17 protein-coding genes are annotated in these 21,565 nt (G+C 31.9%); 9 read left to right on the forward strand and 8 right to left on the reverse strand.

Annotated features, from left to right (window positions below):
* Positions 1–58 precede the first annotated feature (58 nt).
* From Q4Q47_RS03465 to Q4Q47_RS03495, 7 genes are all read left to right on the forward strand, one after another.
* A complete protein-coding gene (locus Q4Q47_RS03465; protein ID WP_303305264.1) occupies positions 59–1,600 on the forward strand; it encodes a helicase HerA-like domain-containing protein in 1,542 nt (513 codons plus the stop codon).
* 43 nt (positions 1,601–1,643) lie between these two features.
* A complete protein-coding gene (locus Q4Q47_RS03470) occupies positions 1,644–2,204 on the forward strand; it encodes a hypothetical protein (protein WP_303305265.1) in 561 nt (186 codons plus the stop codon).
* An 8-nt stretch (positions 2,205–2,212) separates the two neighbouring features.
* On the forward strand, positions 2,213–3,184 hold the full coding sequence (locus Q4Q47_RS03475) for a YitT family protein (protein ID WP_303305266.1): 972 nt from the start codon (positions 2,213–2,215) through the stop codon (positions 3,182–3,184).
* 228 nt (positions 3,185–3,412) lie between these two features.
* The gene (locus tag Q4Q47_RS03480; protein WP_303305267.1) at positions 3,413–3,808 is read left to right on the forward strand and encodes a cupin domain-containing protein; all 396 of its coding nucleotides are present in this window, start codon (positions 3,413–3,415) and stop codon (positions 3,806–3,808) included.
* On the forward strand, positions 3,805–4,632 hold the full coding sequence (locus Q4Q47_RS03485) for an alpha/beta hydrolase (protein ID WP_303305268.1): 828 nt from the start codon (positions 3,805–3,807) through the stop codon (positions 4,630–4,632). The genes Q4Q47_RS03480 and Q4Q47_RS03485 overlap by 4 nt, the downstream gene beginning before the upstream one ends.
* Positions 4,633–4,651: 19 nt before the next feature.
* A complete protein-coding gene (gene rluF / locus Q4Q47_RS03490) occupies positions 4,652–5,410 on the forward strand; it encodes a 23S rRNA pseudouridine(2604) synthase RluF (protein ID WP_303305269.1) in 759 nt (252 codons plus the stop codon).
* Positions 5,411–5,420: 10 nt separating this feature from the next.
* Positions 5,421–5,846 carry a VOC family protein gene (locus Q4Q47_RS03495; RefSeq protein ID WP_303305270.1) on the forward strand — a complete coding sequence of 142 codons (426 nt, stop codon included), beginning with the start codon at positions 5,421–5,423 and terminating at the stop codon, positions 5,844–5,846.
* A 437-nt stretch (positions 5,847–6,283) separates the two neighbouring features.
* Here the strand turns inward: Q4Q47_RS03495 and Q4Q47_RS03500 are convergent, their stop codons facing one another.
* Positions 6,284–7,018, reverse strand: a complete 735-nt coding sequence (locus Q4Q47_RS03500) for a LytR/AlgR family response regulator transcription factor (RefSeq protein WP_303305271.1) — start codon at positions 7,016–7,018, stop codon at positions 6,284–6,286.
* Positions 7,018–10,509, reverse strand: coding sequence for a ligand-binding sensor domain-containing protein (locus Q4Q47_RS03505; protein WP_303305272.1), 3,492 nt, complete (start codon positions 10,507–10,509; stop codon positions 7,018–7,020). Before Q4Q47_RS03505 ends, Q4Q47_RS03500 begins: the two co-directional genes overlap by 1 nt.
* Positions 10,510–10,701: 192 nt before the next feature.
* Here Q4Q47_RS03505 and Q4Q47_RS03510 point away from each other — a divergent pair, with 192 nt between their 5' ends.
* A complete protein-coding gene (locus Q4Q47_RS03510; protein WP_303305273.1) occupies positions 10,702–11,448 on the forward strand; it encodes a LytR/AlgR family response regulator transcription factor in 747 nt (248 codons plus the stop codon).
* Between the two features lie 17 nt (positions 11,449–11,465).
* On the opposite strand, the gene Q4Q47_RS03515 is transcribed toward Q4Q47_RS03510, so the two are convergent.
* The 6 genes from Q4Q47_RS03515 to Q4Q47_RS03540 form a co-directional block, all read right to left on the reverse strand.
* The gene (locus Q4Q47_RS03515; RefSeq protein ID WP_303305274.1) at positions 11,466–12,491 is read right to left on the reverse strand and encodes a PAS domain S-box protein; all 1,026 of its coding nucleotides are present in this window, start codon (positions 12,489–12,491) and stop codon (positions 11,466–11,468) included.
* A 5-nt stretch (positions 12,492–12,496) separates the two neighbouring features.
* Positions 12,497–13,891, reverse strand: coding sequence for a T9SS type A sorting domain-containing protein (locus Q4Q47_RS03520; protein ID WP_303305275.1), 1,395 nt, complete (start codon positions 13,889–13,891; stop codon positions 12,497–12,499).
* Between the two features lie 76 nt (positions 13,892–13,967).
* Positions 13,968–14,192, reverse strand: a complete 225-nt coding sequence (locus tag Q4Q47_RS03525) for a hypothetical protein (protein ID WP_303305276.1) — start codon at positions 14,190–14,192, stop codon at positions 13,968–13,970.
* Between the two features lie 33 nt (positions 14,193–14,225).
* Positions 14,226–16,286, reverse strand: a complete 2,061-nt coding sequence (locus Q4Q47_RS03530) for an autotransporter outer membrane beta-barrel domain-containing protein (protein WP_303305277.1) — start codon at positions 16,284–16,286, stop codon at positions 14,226–14,228.
* 132 nt (positions 16,287–16,418) lie between these two features.
* A complete protein-coding gene (locus Q4Q47_RS03535) occupies positions 16,419–18,494 on the reverse strand; it encodes a beta strand repeat-containing protein (RefSeq protein ID WP_303305278.1) in 2,076 nt (691 codons plus the stop codon).
* 235 nt (positions 18,495–18,729) lie between these two features.
* Positions 18,730–19,491, reverse strand: a complete 762-nt coding sequence (locus Q4Q47_RS03540) for a LytR/AlgR family response regulator transcription factor (protein WP_303305279.1) — start codon at positions 19,489–19,491, stop codon at positions 18,730–18,732.
* 293 nt (positions 19,492–19,784) lie between these two features.
* On the opposite strand from Q4Q47_RS03540, the gene Q4Q47_RS03545 reads away from it, so the two are divergent.
* Positions 19,785–21,548: a T9SS type A sorting domain-containing protein gene (locus Q4Q47_RS03545; RefSeq protein WP_303305280.1), complete on the forward strand. Its 1,764-nt coding sequence runs from the start codon at positions 19,785–19,787 to the stop codon at positions 21,546–21,548.
* Positions 21,549–21,565 lie beyond the last annotated feature (17 nt).

A 21,565-nucleotide genomic window follows, 5' to 3' on the forward strand; every position in this document is an offset into this window, starting at 1 on the left:
TAAAACCTTATTTTTTTCTTCTTTATTTTTCCTGTATTTTTATGCAAAATTATAGCATATGGGGACTAAGGAAACTTTTTTTAAATATATAACTGAAGGCAATACGACTAAAGGTGATTTTATTCCGATAGGTGCTGCCATGTTAGATGGAGAAACAGTTACGGGCGCCCATGTAAAAATACCTTTAAAGACCATGAACCGTCATGGTCTAATTGCTGGTGCCACTGGTACGGGAAAAACAAAATCTTTACAAGTACTGGCTGAAAATTTAAGCGACAAAGGAATTCCTGTATTGCTTATGGATATTAAGGGTGATTTAAGCGGTTTAGCACAACCAAGCCCCGGGCATCCAAAAATTGATGAACGTCACGAAAAAATAGGGCTACCATTTGAAGCTAAACCTTTTCCTGTTGAAATATTAACACTTTCTGAACAAGATGGAGTACGTTTAAGAGCGACCGTTACCGAATTCGGACCTGTATTGCTTTCGAGAATTTTAGATTTATCTGAAACACAATCTGGAGTTGTAGCAGTCATATTTCAATATTGTGATGACAATAAGCTGCCTATTCTGGATATAAAAGATTTCAAAAAAATATTACAGTATGCCACTCAAGAAGGAAAAGCAGAATTCACCAAAGCTTATGGTCGAATTTCGACAGCATCAACTGGAGCTATTTTACGTAAAGTTGTTGAATTAGAGCAACAAGGTGCCGATTTGTTTTTCGGTGAAACTTCTTTTGACACTCAGGATTTACTAAGAATTGATGAGAATGGACGTGGTTATATTAATATTATCAGATTAACAGATATTCAAGATAGACCCAAGTTATTTTCAACATTTATGCTAAGTTTATTAGCAGAAATTTACTCAACATTTCCTGAGCAAGGTGATAGTGACAGACCCGAATTAATTCTCTTTATTGACGAAGCTCATTTAATTTTTAATGAAGCTTCAAAAGCGTTATTAAATCAAATAGAGAGTATTGTAAAATTAATAAGGAGTAAAGGTGTAGGCTTGTATTTTGTAACTCAAAATCCAACGGATGTTCCAGAAGCAGTTCTAGGGCAACTTGGTTTAAAAGTACAACATGCGCTTAGAGCTTTTACTGCTAAAGATAGAAAAGCCATAAAACTTACGGCACAAAACTATCCAGATTCCGAGTATTACGACACCACCGAAGTCTTAACATCTTTAGGTATTGGTGAAGCTCTAGTATCTGCTTTAGATGAAAAGGGAAGACCAACCCCTTTAGCCGCTACCATGATGCGAGCACCAATGAGTAGAATGGATGTGTTAACCGATGTAGAATTAAGCGCCTTACTTTCAAAATCCAAATTGGTAAAAAAATACAATAAAGATATTGATAGAGAAAGTGCTTATGAAATGCTTAATGAAAAAATAGAACACGCTGAAGCTGAGGAAGCAAAAGAAAAAGCAAGACAAGAAAGAGAGGCTCTTAAAAAGGCAGAATCTAAAAAACGTACTACCAGTTCCAGAAGAAAAAGTACTAGAATGAATCCTATTGTTAAAGTACTCACAAGTGCTACTTTTATAAGAAGCGTTTTTGGTATTTTAACTAAAGTATTAAAAAAATAAGTCAACAATCAATATTAACCAATACCTAAATCATTTTTAAATAATGTATAAATCATTTTTTAGTCTTATTATTCTTAGCCTCATATTTTCTAGTTGTAAAAAAGAGCAAAACCCTTTTGAAATTGGAAAGCAACATATTGGGTTATTGACAGATTCTACACAGGTTAGAGATCTTAAAAGTATTTTTGCTAAAGATTCTTTAGTAAGATTTACTAGTGGTGATGAATTTGCTGGTAGTAAAAACAATATAGAGATATTTGAAAAAGGCGGTGCAAAACTTTTAGTTCTCACCCCTAAACAAGCTTTAGACTCCACATCGGTTATTGAAAGCATTCAAATTATTGACCCTCGATATAAAACAGGCAAGAACATTACTACTCTAAGTACTTTTAAAGATATTTCGAGTACCTATAAAATTTCAAAAATAAATAGCCTCATAAACTCTGTTCTTATTATTGTAAATGAATTAAACGCAAGTTTTGTTATAGACAAAAAAGAGCTTCCTGCCAATCTTAGGTTTAATATGGATGTTAAAATAGAAGCAACACATATTCCTGATAACGCTAAAATAAAATACTTTTTCTTAAACTGGACTATGCATTAATAAACAAAATGAATCCATTCTTATCGAAACTATTAATAGATCTTGCCCGCAAAAGACTTGAAAAAAAACAAGTAAACAAGCCTGTAAGTAAAAAACAAATAGTTCCTCTGGTAAGAAAATTTCAAATTGAATTATCGCATGCGATTAAAGAATATCTTTTTATTACAATTGGTGTTTTTTCTGCTGGATTTGGTTTAAAAGGTTTTTTACTACCAAATCAATTTATTGATGGTGGAGCCACAGGTATTTCTCTTTTATTAGAAAATGTGACACCATTAAAATTAGGGGTATTATTACTTTTAGTGAACCTACCTTTTTTAATTCTTGCTTCTAAAACTATTAGTATCAAATTTGCACTAAAAAGTATTGCTGCCATTTCATTTTTAGCTGTAGTTGTACACTTTATAGATTATCCTACCGTTACAGATGACAAGTTATTGATTGCTGTTTTTGGTGGTTTCTTTTTAGGATTGGGAATTGGCATGTCCATGCGTGGTGGAAGTGTTATTGACGGCACTGAGGTATTGGCTATATTTTTAAGTAGAAAGCTATCATTAACTATTGGGGATGTTTTATTATTGATTAACATCATAATATTTTCTGTAGGCGCTTATATACTCTCCATAGAAACAGCTCTCTATGCTATTCTTACCTATTTAGTCGCAGCAAAAACAGTAGATTTTGTAGTTGATGGTGTAGAAGAATATGTTGGGGTTACCATAATATCAGACAAGCACGAAGCTATAAGGGTCATGTTAATCGAAAAATTAAGACGTGCTTGTACCATATATGCTGGCAAAGGTGGCTTTGGAAAACAAGGTAATGGTTACGATAAAGATATTATCTATACGGTTGTAACACGTTTAGAACTAGCCAAATTACAAACTGAAATTGATAAAATTGATAGAAAAGCATTTATTATTATGGGAATTGTTAAAGATTTAAAAGGCGGTATGATTAAGAAAAAACCCATGAAATAGTTAGATGTTAGATGTTAGATGTTAGATGTTAGATGTTAGATGTTAGATGTTAGATGTTAGATGTTAGATGTTAGATGTTAGATGTTAGATGTTAGATGTTAGATGTTAGATGTTAGATGTTAGATGTTAGATGTTAGATGTTAGATGTTAGATGTTAGATGTTAGATGTTAGATGTTAGATGTTAGATGTTAGATGTTAGATGTTAGATGTTAGATGTTAGATGTTAGATGTTAGATGAAAATAAATATTACGTGGAAGAAAAAAAATATACGATACAAAACAATCCGTTTGTTGTACCAACTACAGACGGAAAAATCATAAAAGAACATTTTGGAATAGCTTCCAACAGTAATTCACAAATTAGTATCGCACATATGAAGGCGCCTTCTGGATGGAGCGAACCTTTTCAAACACCGGAATTTGACGAATTCACCTTTATAATAAAAGGTAAAAAGCAATTCATTATTGAAGACGAAACCATTATTTTAGAAGCTGGCCAATCTATTAAGATTGAGAAAAATACCAGAGTTCAATATTCCAATCCTTTCACTGAAATATGTGAATATATAGCTATTTGTATACCCGCATTTTCTATAGACTTAGTAAACCGAGAAACTAAATGAATGCGTACTTTATAAAAATTATTGGGTTTTATATAAATTTAATAAGTCATTTTTCGTCAATATATGCTGCAAAATTGGCTATTAAGTTATTTTCAACCCCTCAAAAAGGGAGGCTTAATGAAAAAGAAAACCTGTATCTCGACTCTGCTATCCAAGAAGAAATCATTCATAAAAACATTTCAATCAAAACTTACTGTTGGAAGGGTGAAAAAGAAACTATTTTATTAGCACATGGCTGGGAAAGTAATGCCTATAGATGGAAAAGCTTTATCGAAATTCTAAAGCCTTTAAACTATACCATTATTGCTCTTGATGCTCCAGGACATGGCAATTCTAGTGGAAAATTATTTAATGCAATTCTTTATTCAGAATGCATACATGCTGTTGCTAAAAAATTTAAAGCAAATACTATAGTAGGTCACTCGGTTGGTGGTACAGCAACTATTTTTTCACAATACAAAAAACAGTTAGCATCTATTGAAAAAATAGTCTTGCTGGGGGCTCCAGCAGATTTTGTTGGTGTCTTTGAACGATATGAAACTATGATGGGTTATAATAAGAAAGTTTCTCATGCTATGGCACAGTATGTATTAAGAGAACTTAATCATTTACCAGCATACTATTCTGCTCCTGATTTCATAAAAGAAATCGAAGCAAAAATATTGGCTGTCCATGACAAGAAAGATAGAATTATCCCTTACACAGATGGACTAAAGTTCAAAAAAAACTACGAAAAAGTAGAATTTATTGGTACTAAGGGCTTTGGACATGGCCTAAAAAACGAAACTGTTCACAATCATGTTATTGACTTCCTAAACGCATAAAATGTTGTACTTTTGAAGCATGGAAGTACAGTTAAAACGTATTAATAAATTTTTAAGCGAGGTTGGGTATTGTTCACGTCGTGAAGCTGATAAACTTATTGAAGCAGGGCGTGTTACTATAAATGGTGTTGTTCCTGAAATGGGTGCAAAAATTGCTTCTGGAGATATTGTGCATGTTGATGGTGAAGAAATAAAAAACACCAAAGAAGGCTTTGTCTATATAGCGTTTAATAAACCTGTTGGAATTGTTTGTACTACGGATACTTCTATTGAAAAAGACAACATTATTGATTTTATAAACTACCCAAAACGCATTTTTCCAATCGGGAGATTAGATAAACCTAGTGAAGGTTTAATTCTTTTGACCGATGATGGTGATATTGTAAATAAAATTTTGCGTGCTAGTAATAATCATGAAAAAGAATATATTGTAAAAGTAGACAAACCCATATCGCAAACATTTATAACGCGTATGTCTGGTGGTATTCCGTTAGCTGAATTAAACAGAGTGACTAAAAAATGTAAAGTTGAAAAACTAAGCACCTACCAATTCAAAATTATCTTAACCCAAGGTTTGAATAGACAAATTCGTCGTATGTGTGAATATCTAAACTACGAGGTAGAAACACTTAAACGTGTTAGAATCATGAATATTAAAATGGACATGCCCATTGGCGAGTACAGAGAATTAACAAAAGAAGAATTTGATGAGTTAAATAATTTGATTAGTAATTCTACCAAAGAATATCAGGAATCTCCAAAAAGAATAAAAAAATAAATTCTTAACTATGAACAGCTTAACATCTCCTTTTCATTTAGCTATACCTGTTCATAACCTCTCGGAATGCAGAGATTTTTATAGAGATATTTTAGGCTGTAAGGAAGGCAGAAGTAGTGATTGTTGGGTGGACTTTAACTTTTTCGGTCATCAATTAGTTATTCATTACAAGCCAAAAGAAAAAGATAATATGCATACCAATTTAGTAGATGGAAAGGATGTCCCCGTACCACATTTTGGAGTCGTTCTACCATGGGATGTTTTTCATGTTTTTTCGGAACGTTTAAAAAAACAAAACATTGATTTTATTATTGCTCCTTATATTCGTTTTGAAGGTTTAATTGGGGAGCAAGCAACCATGTTTTTTAAAGACCCTTCAGGAAATGCTCTGGAGTTTAAATCCTTTAAGGATATGGGGCAACTGTTTGTTAAATAATCATTCTTATTTAAAGAAATATATAGTCGTTAAAAAAAGGACGAAAAGACAAAAAAGAAGCATGACTAAAAGATCATTTAATTTTTTAAGTCTGGCAAATTCTTCAAATATCGATTTACTTTCTTCAGGAGAGTCTGTCATTTTATTCATAGCATTTATTTACAGATAATTATAATATATTATAACTAAAATTAACTACTAATATTATCTATAGAAATTAAAATAATGCGAAGGTGAATAATTTAGGTCTAAAAAAGGATTTTTAAGTATTAAAGGATTCTTATTTTGAAGTTTCTAGAGCTAATAAATCTAATTTCATCAAAACAAACCACTTTACACGATATTCAAGAGGCCTAAAAAGTAATATATTTTGTTTCTCGGTAATATTTAGAATGACACTTTTTGGACAACCTCATATCTTTAATGAAACATCTTCTTTAGGAGGGTTTAAAAAAAGTTAAAAATTCTTTTTTCCTACTTCTTGCCAAATCAACCTCTGTATTATCTATTAATTGAATCTTACCTCCTCTTCCATTAATATATCCTTTTACACATTTCATATTTACTATATTAGACTGATGCACTCTAAAAAACCCATAATCCTTTAAAAGTTCTTCATACTCTTTTAATGTTTTGGCTACCAAAAGTCGTTTTCCATTTAAAAAATAAACATAAGTATAGTTACGTTCTCCTTCAAACCTTAAAATTTCATGATAATTTACAACTTGAAACCCATTCTTATAGGGTAATAAAATTTGCTCATGTTCATGATTCAATTGATGTGCTTTAAAAACACTGTATTGCTCCTTATTTACAGCTATTTTTGAAACTTTAGATACTGCTCTTTGTAGTTCTTCTACATCTATAGGTTTTAACAAATAATCTAAAACACTAAACTTAATTGCTTTTAGGGCATAGTTATTATATGCAGTTGTAAAAATAACATGAAACGTATGCCTATCTATTGATTCCAGTAAGTCGAACCCATTTTCAAAAGGCATTCGTATATCCAAAAACACTAAATCCGGATGATACTTTTTAATTAAGTCTCTGGCTTCATTTGCAGAAGCAGCTTTTCCTAAAACCTGAACTTCTTTACAAAATAAACTCAACATGCCTGATAAGGTTTCTAAGGCCCCTTTTTCATCATCAACTAATATGGCTCTTATCATTAGAAATCTTTAGGAAGTTTAATTTTTACTATAGTTCCTGTTGGTTCTTTTAAATCCTCAACAACAACCTCTATATCCTTTTTATCGTTAGTGTTCCAAACAGATTTTAATCTTTTTTTGGTTATAATCATTCCGGAATTTTTATTCTTCATACTCTTTTTATTCTTTCTACCTAGTCCATTATCATGTATACTACATAATATATGTTCTTTAAATTCTTCAAAGTGAATATTAATTTCTTTATCTGTTTCCTTTTCACTTAGCCCATGAATAATAGCATTTTCAACAATGGGCTGTATAAACATTGGAGGGATTTTAACATTATATATATCAATATCATGAACCACAAAATTTAAAACAATGGGATTATGAAATCTAAGATTTTCTAAATCTACATAATTACGAATCACCTGAATTTCATCATCTATAGAAACAAATTTCATTTCTGAATGCTCCAGCGATGCGCGGATTAATTTTCCAAACTTGTTAAAGTAATCTAAAGATGTTTTAACATTGTTTGAAATAACAAATTGTTGAATAGAGTTTAAAGCGTTAAAGATAAAATGTGGGTTAATTTGATTTAAAAGTGCTTTTAATTCCATTTTATTACGCTCTTGTTCTAAATCGTCATAAGCTATCGAGAGTTCTTCTTTTTGATGTGCAATAGTTCGAGTTCTTTCTTCTACAATATGTTCTAATACAAGTTGCTTCTTTTTCATTCTGGAACCATACCATTTAAAGCTCCCTATAATTAATAAAATACTTAAAATAATATAGCTATTAATTGCCCAAAGGCTAAGCCACCACGGTGGAGAAATTGAAAACTTATATTGTAGTGGTTTACTCCATTGACCTGATTTGCTAATTGCTTTTACATTAAAAGTATAAGTTCCTGGTGGTATATTCCTATAATCAGCTTTATTTTCACTACTTAGAATACTCCACGCTTCATCTAAACCATCTATTTTATAGGCATACTCAATACTATGGGGTGCACTCCAATCTATACCAGCAAACTTAAAAGTTAAATGATTAAAATTAAATGGTAATTCTAAATGTTTAGGATAATTGTGAAAATTTTCAACCTCAGCAGCACAACCCTTTATTTTATTTAAAAAAGGTGTCGATGTATTATAAATGGTATCACTCAACAAACTATAATTAATACTTTTTTGGTTAATGTCTATAGTGTTTAGCTGAATTGATGGAGCGGAATCTATCAAATTAAAACTATTGAGGTTAAAATTTATAACACCGCTAATAGTACCAAACCACATATCGTGATTTTTATCAAAGAGACTACTATTTGCATAAAATATAGTGGACTTTAATCCGTCATTTTTTTGAAAATTTGTAATGTACCCATCAATAGATTTCATTTTTACATCATCATCAACTTTTGCAATCAATTCTTTATCTAAAACCACGCAATTCAAACCTTTGCTTGTTCCCATCCATATATTTTCTTTTTGATCTTGTAACAAAGACCAAACTATGTTATTAGATAAACCATCGTCTTCAGCAAAACTTTTTATAGTCTTTCCATTATATACACAAACACCTTTGTGAGTACCAAACCATATATTTCCCTTCTTGTCTTCTAAAATAGTCCAAACTATATCACTTGGTAGGCCTTCTTTTTGTGCATAAAATGTAAACGCTTCATTTTTGTATTTGCAAACTCCTCCACGGTTAGTAGCTATCCATACATTTCCTTTTGTATCTTCTAAAATATCCCAGATTACATAACTTGAAAAACCTTCTTCAAAATTATAATTTACAAATTCTTTACCGTCGAATCGATCCAAACCTCCCATTTCAGTACCAATCCATATATTCCCTTCTCTATCCTCTAAAACACTCCATACCATATTTTCTGATAAACCAGAACTCTTATCATATTGCGTAAATACTTCACCATCAAACTTAAATAATCCTTGGCTAAAAGTACCAAACCAGATATTTCCTTTACTATCTTCTGTTAAAGAAATGACTTTTTTAGCCACCAATCCTTGCTCTTCTCCATAATGGATAAAGTTAGAGCCATCATATTTAGATAACCCACCTCCATATGTACCAAACCAAATATGTCCTTTTTTGTCTTCATAAATTGAGAAAACCTGTTCAGTAGGCAATCCTTCATTTTTTGTATAATGCAAAAAAGAATTGGGATTAAACTTAAAAAGGCCAGCTCCTTCCGTTCCTCCCCATATATTATTCTTACTATCTATAAGTAAATGTCTAATTTCATCATGAGGGAGCCCTTCTTTTTTAGTTATATTATAAATTGTTTTTCCATCATATCTTGATAAGCCTCCTCCATGAGTTCCAAACCAAATATTATTATTTTGATCCTCAACTATTGAGATTACTTTATTATGTGTCAATCCTTCTTTAGTTGTAATTTTTTCAAGCGAATGCCCATTATACCTACATGCCCCACCGTAAGTCCCTATCCAAATCTCCTTATTTGAAGCTTCATAAACAGATAAAATCCTATTATCTGGTAATCCATTTTCTTTTGTTAAAGAATAAAAGGATTCTCCATTATATATACTAATACCAGAGTTCTTTGTAGCAAACCATATATTTTTATTTTGATCTTCTACCATGGATACGACGTCGTTACCAATTAGCCCAGTACTTTTTGTATAATGTGTAAAGATTTCACCATTATATTTTACCACGCCGTTTGCGGTTCCAAACCATATATTGCCAGCGCTATCTTCTATAATACTCCAAATAGTCCTATCTGGAAATCCATTTTCATCTGAATAGTGAGTAAAGGTCTTACCATCATATTTAGTTACCCCTCCGGAATAATGACCAAACCATAAATTTTGCTTGCTGTCTTCGAATATCGTCCAGACATAGTTATTAAATAAGCCTTCTTTTTCTGTAAAGTGTAAAAACTCTACGCCGTCAAATTTGCTAACACCTCCTCCATAATACCCCATCCATATATTATTTCTAGAATCTTCAAAAGAATAAACAACATATGATGAGTTCAAACCTTGGTCTACATCCATCCATTGAATGTCTAAAATAGCATTGTCTCTATATAATGGTTTCTCTGATTTGACTGGCTTCGGAAAAAACACGGTACTTTTATTTCCTTCTAGTATCGTATCTTTTGGTAGAGATACGTCATTTTCTCCATGTTTTATTAATTTCTGATTAAGAGACACTAAAATGGTTTCTATATTTTTTATTTTTTTAGGAGTATTTTTTGATTTTACAATTTTCGGTGGTTTTTTAAGTTTTGTTTTGGTTACCCCTGATTGATTCAACAACGTTTTTTTCCCTTCTAACTTAATAGGGATATTTGTTTGCAGCGTATCACCTGTTATTAAAACTTGATAATGATCATTGTCAATATCTTCTTGTACAGAATTTAATTTACTATCGCTGCTATTTCCGCAGGAAATTAAAAATAAAATCGATAATAAATAAACCCATTTAAAATTTCTCATTGCTGCTAAAAATGTCATAAAAATTTATTTTATTAAATCACAAATAACCTTCTCTTATATAAAAAGTAAGTTTTAAACTACTTATAAAGGCTGGAAACGCCCTTTAATCCTCATATAAGTCCCATCTGATAAATTTACATATAATCTTATTAAGTACTAACTACCTTCATATTTAATAGCCATAAAAATGACTCTCTAAAACTAACAACTATGATTAGAACATTAATTATAGAAGATGAAACTATATCCAGTAATCACATCGTTGATTTGTTAAACAATTATTGTGCTGAAACATTTATAATAGAAGCAGAAATAGAAAGTGTTTTAGGTGCCATAAAATGGTTTATGAATAATGACGAGCCCGATTTAGTATTTATGGACATACATTTAAGTGATGGTCACAGCTTTGAAATTTTTAATAAAGTAGACATTAATTGCCCCATAATATTTACAACAGCTTACGATGAATATGCTATTAAAGCATTTAAAACAAACAGTATTGACTATTTACTAAAGCCTATTACACAAGAAATTTGTGATCAAGCAATATCAAAGTTTTTAAAATTAAGACGATATCATGAAAAAGTTGGTTCATTAAAAATAAATAGTGTCAAAACAAATAAAGAACGGTTTTTAGTAAAATTGGGTAATAAATACACACCATTAAAAACTGAAGATATTGCCTATTTCTACAAAGATGATATTGTATTTGTTAGATCTTTTAATGGCAATAGCTACCCAATAAACAGTTCTTTAAGTACCATTGAAAATTCAATAAGCACCAGTACTTTTTTTAGGGCCAACCGGAAAATTATAATCAATATTAATGCCATAGAATACCTTGCTCAATATAAACCCGGGCAATTAACGATTAAAGTTAGTCCTAAATTTGAAGAGATTATTGTTTTAAGCCAGGAGAGGTCCTGTTCTCTAAAATCATTACTAAATTGTTCTTAAAATGTTAATTAGGCAATCTACTCTACAACTTTAGAGTCTAGAAAAGGGACCCACGCTTCATAGAAATCCTTCTTTTCATCAAAAACAGGTTTTAGATCTGATAAGCGGTCATACTGTTCATTTATATTTTTTAACCCTATCCCAAAAGATTTATACTTGGAATCTATTCTTTTGTTAATATTATTTGTAACCAAAATACCTTCGTCTTTAGATGCAATAGATATAATTAATTTTTTATTTAAATAAAGTGCATTATGTTTAAATACATTCTCTATTAAAATCTGTAAAGCAAAGGGAACAATATTTTTTTTCAGATCCTTTTTAGCTACATTGTAATTAATAACAAACTTATTATTAAAACGAACCGCTTGTAAGAACTCATAGTCTTTAATAAAGCATAATTCTTCTTTTACGGTAACGGTTAACTTGTCTCTAATTTCTAAAATATAGCGATAGGTACTAGCTAGTTTTTCTGTAAACTCTTGTGATTTTCTTTGGTCAATATTTATTAATGGTGCTAAAACGCTTAAACTATTAAAGAAGTAATGGGGGTTAACCTGATTTTTTAGGACTTCTAATTCTGACTTGATTTTGTCTTGTTTAAACTTTTCCTTTTCTAATATGGCTTCTTGAAGTTTTTGTTCTTTTTCTTTTCTTTTAGTAATGTCAATTACAACAGCTAAAGCGTATGTTTCGTTATTAAACTTATGATGATTTAAGCTAATTTCTACAGGGAATTCTGTTTTATTTTTATGTAATGCAAAAACCTCAACGCCAATGCCATGAGGCCTTTTTCTAGGGTGCTTTATATAATTATCTCTTAATCCTACGTGCTCTTTTCTTTCTTTAGCTGGTATAAGAATTTCAATTTTTTGCCCTATTAATTCTGATTGCTCATATCCAAACATTTCTGTTGTAGTAGGATTAATCATCCTTACCACACCATATTTATCAGTTAAAATCCATGATTCTGTAGCCGTATTAAAAATAGTTTTAAAGAAATCATCAACATATAAGTTAAGATCATCTGCTCCAGAAATCATAAGTGTTAGGTTTTAATTAATTTAACAATGTCTCCTCCAAAATTAACGAAATAAAAACCGCTATTTATGTTATCATTAAATTGAATATAAAAACTTATCAAGTCACCTTTTTCTGTCTTTTCTATACTCGTACTTACCTCTTCTCCCAAAACATTATAGATCACAGGATAAGCTTCACTAGATGTATCTAAGAAGTTCTTTGACTTTTTAATTTTAAGCTCTAAATAATCCTGAACTGGATTAGGAAAAATTTGCATATTAATGGAAGATATCCTTTTTGTATTTAATACATTACCTAAATAATTAACATCAAAATATGCTCTTAGGTTGATGTTTTCACTATCTGAAGTCTTTTTATTATAAATTAAAAAAGAAGCTACGTCTCCATGCATACTAACAATACCATGTGAAGCCTCGGTTTTAAAATTAGATAGTAAGTATCCTATTTTAAAAGTACCTATCCCCGAATTGGCGCCTGCAACCGACGTATCGACTCCATTTATAAATGATGTTATATTTCCAGAGACATCTCTATGTATTTCAATCAGTTGCCATTGATTTAATAACACCGCATTTGGTGTTGTTATAGTAACTACCGGACTAGGGGGCACTGTATTTCCAACTCTAAGTTTAATCGTATTATTAGACACTTTATGTGTAACATAATGAGCTCCTAAACCAAAATACGACCAATCCCCTGTTGTTGTTTGGTCGGCAGGTTTTGCCAAAAGAAAAACAGAAAATGCGCCCGTTAAACTAATAGCATCTGCGCCTTCTATCTCAAGATATTTATCTTGCTTAAATTTATAATTACCCATCCCATCGTCTCCATAGGCAGGGCCTCCCCTCATACATGGTTTTCCGTTTATACAGTTACTAATATAACATGGCTTCTCTTTATCATCTTGCCCAAAATTTCTACCACTAGTATATTCTGGTGGGTTAAAACCTCCACTTGGCATATAATCGGATTGGTCTAACCATCTCCTTACACATCCTTCGCCACAGCTATTTGATACATCGCAATACTGTTCTGTAATTATGGCGCTTTCTGAATTTGGGTGATTCAAACAAAAATCGGATTCGCATGTTGCTACATGATGACTTTCACTAATATTAGCACTTTCAACGAAAAAGACTAAATCACTAACATCCTTTGGCTTAAATTGAGCATGAACTTTAGTAGACGTTAAGACACCAATAAGAGAAATCCATATTAAAACTGAAAATAGTAATTCGAATGTTGCTTTCCTCTTTTTTAGGATTTGCAGGTTTTTCTCTATTTCTTTATTTCTTCTTTTATAAAAAACGATCTCATTATATAAATCTAATGGGTTTTTAATTCTTAGATTATATCTAGAATATGTAAAATTTATTTGGAGTTTATTTTTGGTTTTCATTTTCCTGAGTTATTTAAGTTTAACACAAAAAATCTTACCTGACAAAACAATGGAATAATAAACGAGTCTATTTTATTTAAAAACTATTATCAATCATATTTCTTAAATAATTCAATTCTTTGATCGTATACTCTTCTAATTTCTGTCTATAAGTTTTTTTTAATTTGTCATCAAGTAAAGCATGTTTTATATTTCTTTTGTAATCATACTTTATACTTCTAATGGTGTGTCTTAGTTGCAATAAAGAGCTTTCAAAATTCTTTAATCTTATTATTTTTTTATCTGCCTCGTTAAGCTTCATTTTTTATACTTTTTATATAATTATTTTTATTTATTAGTTTAAATCTTGCCATACCATACCATTATAAACTCTTAGTTTATGTGTAGTAACATCATAATATATATCTCCTTCTGAAGGGGCAACTGGTGCTGATACTGCTGGTTGCATGTTTAAAGAAGTATCTACTTTAACGTCTCCACCTACATTTAATGTATGAGTTAAACTTGGTATAGTAGAGTTTATACCTAACATATCACTAGCAAAATCACCGCCTATTAATGGCGTTGTAGAGTTACTATTTTCTATATATAACCTCTCTGAGTTAGTTTCTGAAAATCCTGCTTGATAACCTATAAATATATTTTTAGATGCTGCTATACCAGTATTACGCCCAGCTTGGTGTCCTAACATTACATTATTAGCCCCAGACACATTACTATAATTTGCTTCATTACCTAATAATACATTATTACTACTAGATGCATTAAGATACCCTACTTGATACCCCATTCCTATATTATAACCTCCAGAATCATTCCCATATAGGGCATCATACCCTATCCCTATATTATAGGATCCAGACGTATTACTGTACATAGCTTGACGCCCTAGCCCTATATTATGACTTGATGTGTTGCTATATAATGCATGATATCCAATACTTACATTATAACTCCCAGATGCATTACTATACAATGCTCTTGTACCCATAGCTATATTGTATTCTCCATCAGTATTATTATATAGAGCTCCTTCTCCTACAGCGTTATTATAATTTCCTGTAGTATTGCTATACAAAGACTGACTACCGAATGCTACATTAAAATTACCATGCGTATTAGAGTACAACGCTTGGTATCCCAAAGCTTGATTGTCACGCCCTGTTGATATAGTTCCAACATTAAGGTACATGGCTTGGTCTCCAATAGCGACGTTTTGTAACCCCAAAATATTACTGTTTAAGGTTTGATACCCAATGGCCACATTTTTCTCTCCACCAACATTACTCTTTAATGCCTCAACTCCTACTGCAACATTGGTTGTTCCACCTACATTAGATGCTAATGTATTTGTACCTAAAGCTATATTCTCAGTTCCTGAATTACTACCTAATGTTGCGCTACTGGCGAGTGCATTTTTCCCTAAAGCTATATTCCTATTTCCTGTTTCATTATTTATTAAAGCATTATGCCCTAATGCTAGGTTATTAACACCACTAGTATTGTTGTATAGTGTATGAAACCCTAAAGCTGTATTACCTATACCTCCATCATTTGAATATAAGGCTTCATGCCCTACAGCTACATTTTCATCACCATCATCATTGGTTATTAAAGCTCTTGATCCCATAGCAACATTTCTAAGTCCAGACGTATTAGTCTCTAAGGCTGAATAGCCTAATGCTACATTATCATTAACCGTTGAGTTTCTTAGGGCGTTGTGCCCAATAGCCACAGTGGTAGCCCCTGTACTTGAATATAAGGCATTATTACCAATAGCAACACTTTGATTTGATGTTGTCACTGAATATAAAGCACTATGCCCTATAGCTACATGATGTTGACCGTTTGTATTGGAAGTTCCAGCCAATTCTCCTATAAAAACATTTTGTCTAAAAGGAAATACCTTCGTATTCTCACCAGCATTATTACCAAGAAATACTGAACCTGTATTTTTTACTTCTATTTGCCCTTTTGTAGTAATACTTACTTTTATAACATTATTAGTTCTAATATCTAATTCTTGATTATCTGTGGTTCCTAAAAAATGTGTTCCGCTAGTCGTACTAATATTTCCTGTAGTATACCAGTCGATATTAGTTGTTTGCGTCGTAAGAATACGTACCCACGCTGTACTATCCCAAAAATAAAACCCAGGAGTAACATCAGCTACCGTTGCCGTATTAAATACCAAAAGTCCTTCTACTTCTGTTCCTGTTATTGTTGACGAATCTGATAAAGACGTTAAAGCAACTCTAGGAATTAACAATCCTAAATCTGAGCTTGAAATATCTAATGCCGAAGAGGCGTCAGGAGAATTTGTTCCAACACCTATTTGAGCATAAGAAAATATGCTACATAAAAAACTAAAAAATGTTAAGTAAATGATCTTCATAATTTATTTATTTAGAAATGGGGTGGTTTAATCCAAGAAGCTTTGACTCGTCATTATTAATCATTTTCCTCTGTTTCATTAAGCTTCTCATATTTATATACTATGCATCATTATATAATGATGATATGTCTTTTAATGTAAATCTTGCCATACAGTACCATTATAAACTCTTAGTTTATGTGCAGCTGCATCATAATACACATCACCTTCAACTGGTGTTCCTGGTGCTGTACCAGGTTGAATATTTAATAAGGTATTTATTTTTACACTTCCGCCTACTGTTAATGTATGGGTTGTTCCTGATATTGCTGTATTGATTGCCACTCTATCATTAGCAAAATCCCCACCAATTAATGGTGCTGTAGTATTTGAGTTTTCTATATATAATTTATTTGAAGTAATATCGTTATAACCAGCTTGATGACCTATAAACACGTTTCCTAAAACAGAAGTAAGACCTGAACCAAAACCAGCCTCATAACCAATAACAACACTATTCCCACCTGTTCGATTATTATAATTTGCACGATAACCAATGATAATATTATTAGCTCCTAAAGTATTATTTACACCAGACTCAAAACCCATAGAGATATTATTGGCTCCTAAAGTATTTTCTCTTAACGTTGCAAACCCTAAAGCCAGATTGTTAGTCCCCATCGTAGTTTTACCTAATGCATTATTCCCTATAGCTAAATTATTATCAACCGTTGCTGAAGCTAAAGCTTGAAACCCTATAGCTACATTATGATCTCCAGATTGGTTATCTTTTAAAGCTTCAAATCCAGAGGCTATATTATAATGGCCATCAACATTGCCTAATGCAGCACTAGAGCCTATAGCATTATTGTAAGTGCCTAAACTGTTATTAGCTAAAGCCTGACTACCAATGGCATTATTTTCAGTTCCAGAGTCATTGAGATATAAAGCATGGTACCCAATACCATTATTTCTAGTTCCGCTTATATTATAATGTAAAGCTTCATCTCCAATAGCATTATTTTGAGTTCCATCTACATTATCGAATAAAGTTTGAAACCCTAAAGCTACATTCTTGGTTCCTATTGTATTATCATGTAATGCTTCTTGACCAACCGCCACATTATTTGTTCCTGTTAAATTACTTGTTAAGGATTCTACACCAACTGCTATATTACTACTACCAAGTGTGTTGGCAACAAGAGCATTTAAACCTACGGCCACATTATTACTACCATCAGTGTTACTAAACATGGCACGATAGCCTAAAGCTAAATTATTATCTCCCTCTTCATTGTTATACAATGCGTTAAATCCCAAAGCACTATTACCGTTACCTATGGTATTATCTAAAAGAGACCTCTGTCCTACACCTACATTTTCACTACCTGATTGGTTATAAAATAATACCCCCCTACCAACTGCAACATTACTAGACCCCGTCATTGTGCTACCAAACCCTTCTAAAGTAGCATAACCTAAAGCTACATTATCTACACCTGTAGTATTATACCTCATAGAGTCATATCCAAGTGCTACGTTTCTGGATCCTAAATTATTTAACAAAGCTCTAGAACCAATTCCAATATTACGATCTCCAATATCATCGGTATCACTATCAGTACCATTTCCCACATTATCATACATTGCTAAATATCCTATTGCAATATTGCTTGTTCCTGTAGTATTTGAATATCCAGCATTAGAGCCGACAAATATATTTTGCCTATTAGCTAGATCATCATTTTCACCAGATTGATAACCAAGAAACACAGATTCTCCCGTATTTACTGTTTCTATTTGACCTTTAGTAGTAATTCTTGCTCTAATTACATTATTAGTTCTAAAATCTAAATCTTGACCATCTGTAGTTCCTAAAAAATTTGTTCCACTTGCAGTTCCAGAATTTCCTAATAAGCCCCATCCTGTTCCTGAAGTAACACCAGAAAAAAGACGATCCCAACTAGAGCCATTCCAAAAATAAAAACCAGATGTAACATCAGATATTGTAGCCGTATTGTAAACTAAAAGCCCTATAGCTTCTGTACCAGTAATTGTTGATGTATCATTTTGTGACGCTAATGACACTCTAGGGATTAACAGCCCTGAGTCTGTACTTGTTATGTCTAAAACCGATGAAGGATCGGGAGAGGTAGTACCTATACCGACTTGACAATAAGTTAATAAAGAAAATAAAAGACTAAAAATTGTTATGTAGGTTGTTTTCATAACTGTAAAGTTTTGGGGTTATATACCGAAATATAGACACAGTAGAGAAAATACTGAGGTTCATATGTGTTGAACACAAATATTTAGTCCATGAAATGCATTTTTTTACGTTTAAAGTGAAATCGCTTGATATTACTGGGTTTTTTAAGGTTTTTCTTACTTTCGTTTATTCGTTATATCAAATAGCCCTTTAAGAAATAAGCAATTTATTTATGGGAAAAGTAGATTTTGTAATCTAATTTAATAAAGATTTTAAATGACTTGATTTTTCCTGACTCAGAATGATGAGTTCCTCAAATTTTGGTTTTACTTTAAGGACTAATTGGCCAGGTTTATATTGAGAAAGGTATTCTATGGCATTAATATTTACTAATATTTTTCTATTGACTCTATAAAACATATTGGAGTCTATAGAGTTTTCAATACTAGATAATGAGTTATTGATTGGATAATTATTACCATCAAAAGATCTTATAAATACAATATCATCTTTATAAAAATAAGCAATGTCTTCTACCTTAAGAGGCGTATATTTATTACCTAACTTTACTAAAAACCGTTTCTTATACAGTTTTTCCTTATCCAAATTCAAAAGACTTACCTTTTCATTTTCTATTAATTGAGATCGTTTATCTCTTCTTATTTTCAGAAATTTCATGATAGCCTGATAAAAATCTTTTTCTGTAATTGGCTTTAATAAATAGTCTATGCCATTTGTTTTAAATGCTTTAATGGCATATTCGTCATATGCTGTTGTAAATATTATGGGACAATTAATGTCGACTTTATTAAAAATTTCAAAGCATAAACCATCACTTAAGTGGATGTCCATAAATATTAAGTCTGGACTATCATTATTAATAAACCATGAAACTGCATCAATTATATTATCTATTTCTTTTTCTACCCTAAATCCTTGTGAACAATATTTACTTAATAAAGAAACTATATAATTGCTAGAAACACTTTCATCTTCTATCACAACTACTTTTACCATAGATTTAAATTTTTTTATATTCAGAGCTCATCTTGACTTTTCCTATTTCCTAAAAAAGTCAAGATGAGCTCTCATTGTAAAAGCATTAAACGTATGCTTTTGAGGCATAAAGTAAATTTAAGACTACTTATTCAATACCTACATTTATTCAAGCCTCAAAAAAGGTTCTTCAGAAGACATATATTCCATTTCGTGGTTTTTGAACTGTAAAACACAAAAATCAAACGCTACATTTGAATGTATCATGACTACATAAATGATGCTTATTATAAATCTTTCTAATCCCAAATCTTATGAAACGTTTATACTCTTTATTACTATTAATTACTGTTAATAATTTATCCTTTTCACAATTATCAGTAAGAAATGATGCTTATGTTTTTATAAATGATGAAGTTGTCTTTGTTGAAGATGATATTAATCTAAATGAAACAAACAGTAGCATGTATCTGCGCAGTGAAGCGCAAGTGATTCAAGGTACCGGTGTGACCGGAAACTCCGGTGTTGGTGAACTAAGTGTTTATCAGGAAGGTAATGTAGGCGAATACGAATACAATTATTGGTGCTCTCCTATTGGTAGTAAAACCAGTAATAATGTAAATAATCCTTTTGGTGTTACGCTTTTTAATGATGTGACCGGCCTTATAACCTCAACACCTGCAACTGTTGTCCATTTACCTGGATATAACGGTACCTCCAGCCCGTTGGTCATTGAAGATTACTGGATCTGGAAGTTTATTGCTTCTGATGAATATTCTGAATGGATACATATACGGGGTAATACCACCATAAACCCTGGGGAAGGCTTTACCATGAAAGGAACTGTCGGATCTGGTGATGCACAACGATACGACTTTAGAGGAAAACCCAATAATGGTACCATCAGTGTGAGTGTTGATAACAACCAGCTTTCATTGGTCGGCAATCCATACCCCTCTGCCTTGGATGCCCTGGCTTATATACATGATCCGCAAAACGCTGCCGTAATTACAGGTACTTTACAATATTGGGAGCAAGACCCTAGTGTGAACTCTCACCACCTCAAAGACTATAATGGAGGGTATGCCACCTATACTATCAATGCGACGGGTACTGTAGAAACTTCTATATCTGCTGTTTTTAATACTTATAATGGTGATGGCAGTATTAATGTTGCTGGAACCGGAACCGGTAGTAAAACCCCTAGACGCTATATACCCATCGGACAAGGGTTTATGGTCGAAGGCACAGCTTTAGGTGTGGTTAGAGCAAAAAACAGCCATAGAATATATATAAAGGAAACACATGCTGATAGTGAGTTTTTTAAAAATTCGAATACTAAAAACAAAGCAAAAAAAACCACCGATGGTTTTTCAAAGGTCCCCAGCGATTACAAGCGTTTTAGGTTAAATGTTGACTTTAATGATACCTATACAAGACAGCTGGTCGAAACTTTTCATGGTTCGGCTACCGATGGTTTTGATTACGGATTGGAATCTAAGGTAAACGAGGATGAAACTTTGGCTTCGGATGCGCTTTGGTTTATCGATGGCATACCTTATGTGGCCGAAGCATTGCCTTTTGACCCTTCGCTAAGAATTCCTTTGACTATTAAAGTAAATAAAGAAACCCTTATTAGAATTAGAATTGCGGACATTCAGAATTTTGAAAATGATCAGCCTATTTATCTTCATGATACAGAAAACAACACATTTGTAGATTTAAAATCTCAGGATTTTAATATCAATCTTGATACCGGTAATTACACAGATCGGTTTAAGATTGTTTTTGGGGAAAACAGCCTGAACACTACTGAGGTCAATCTGGAGGACTTAAGGGTATTCCAAAACAACGCTATTGCTCAATTAAAAATTTCAAACCCAAATGCTTTAAACATAAAAGCTTTTAGCTTATTTGATGTTGCTGGTAAGGAAGTCCTGAACAAAAGAGTTCTTGATTCAAAAAAGACATACAATTACTCTACTAAATCACTTAGTGACGGTGTGTATATTGTACAAGTAAACTTAGACAATAATCAGGTGTTTAACAAAAAGATTGTAGTAACTAATAATAAATAATATTCTTAAGTAGTTTT

This window comes from Flavivirga spongiicola, from assembly GCF_030540825.1.
GTDB lineage: Bacteria > Bacteroidota > Bacteroidia > Flavobacteriales > Flavobacteriaceae > Flavivirga > Flavivirga spongiicola.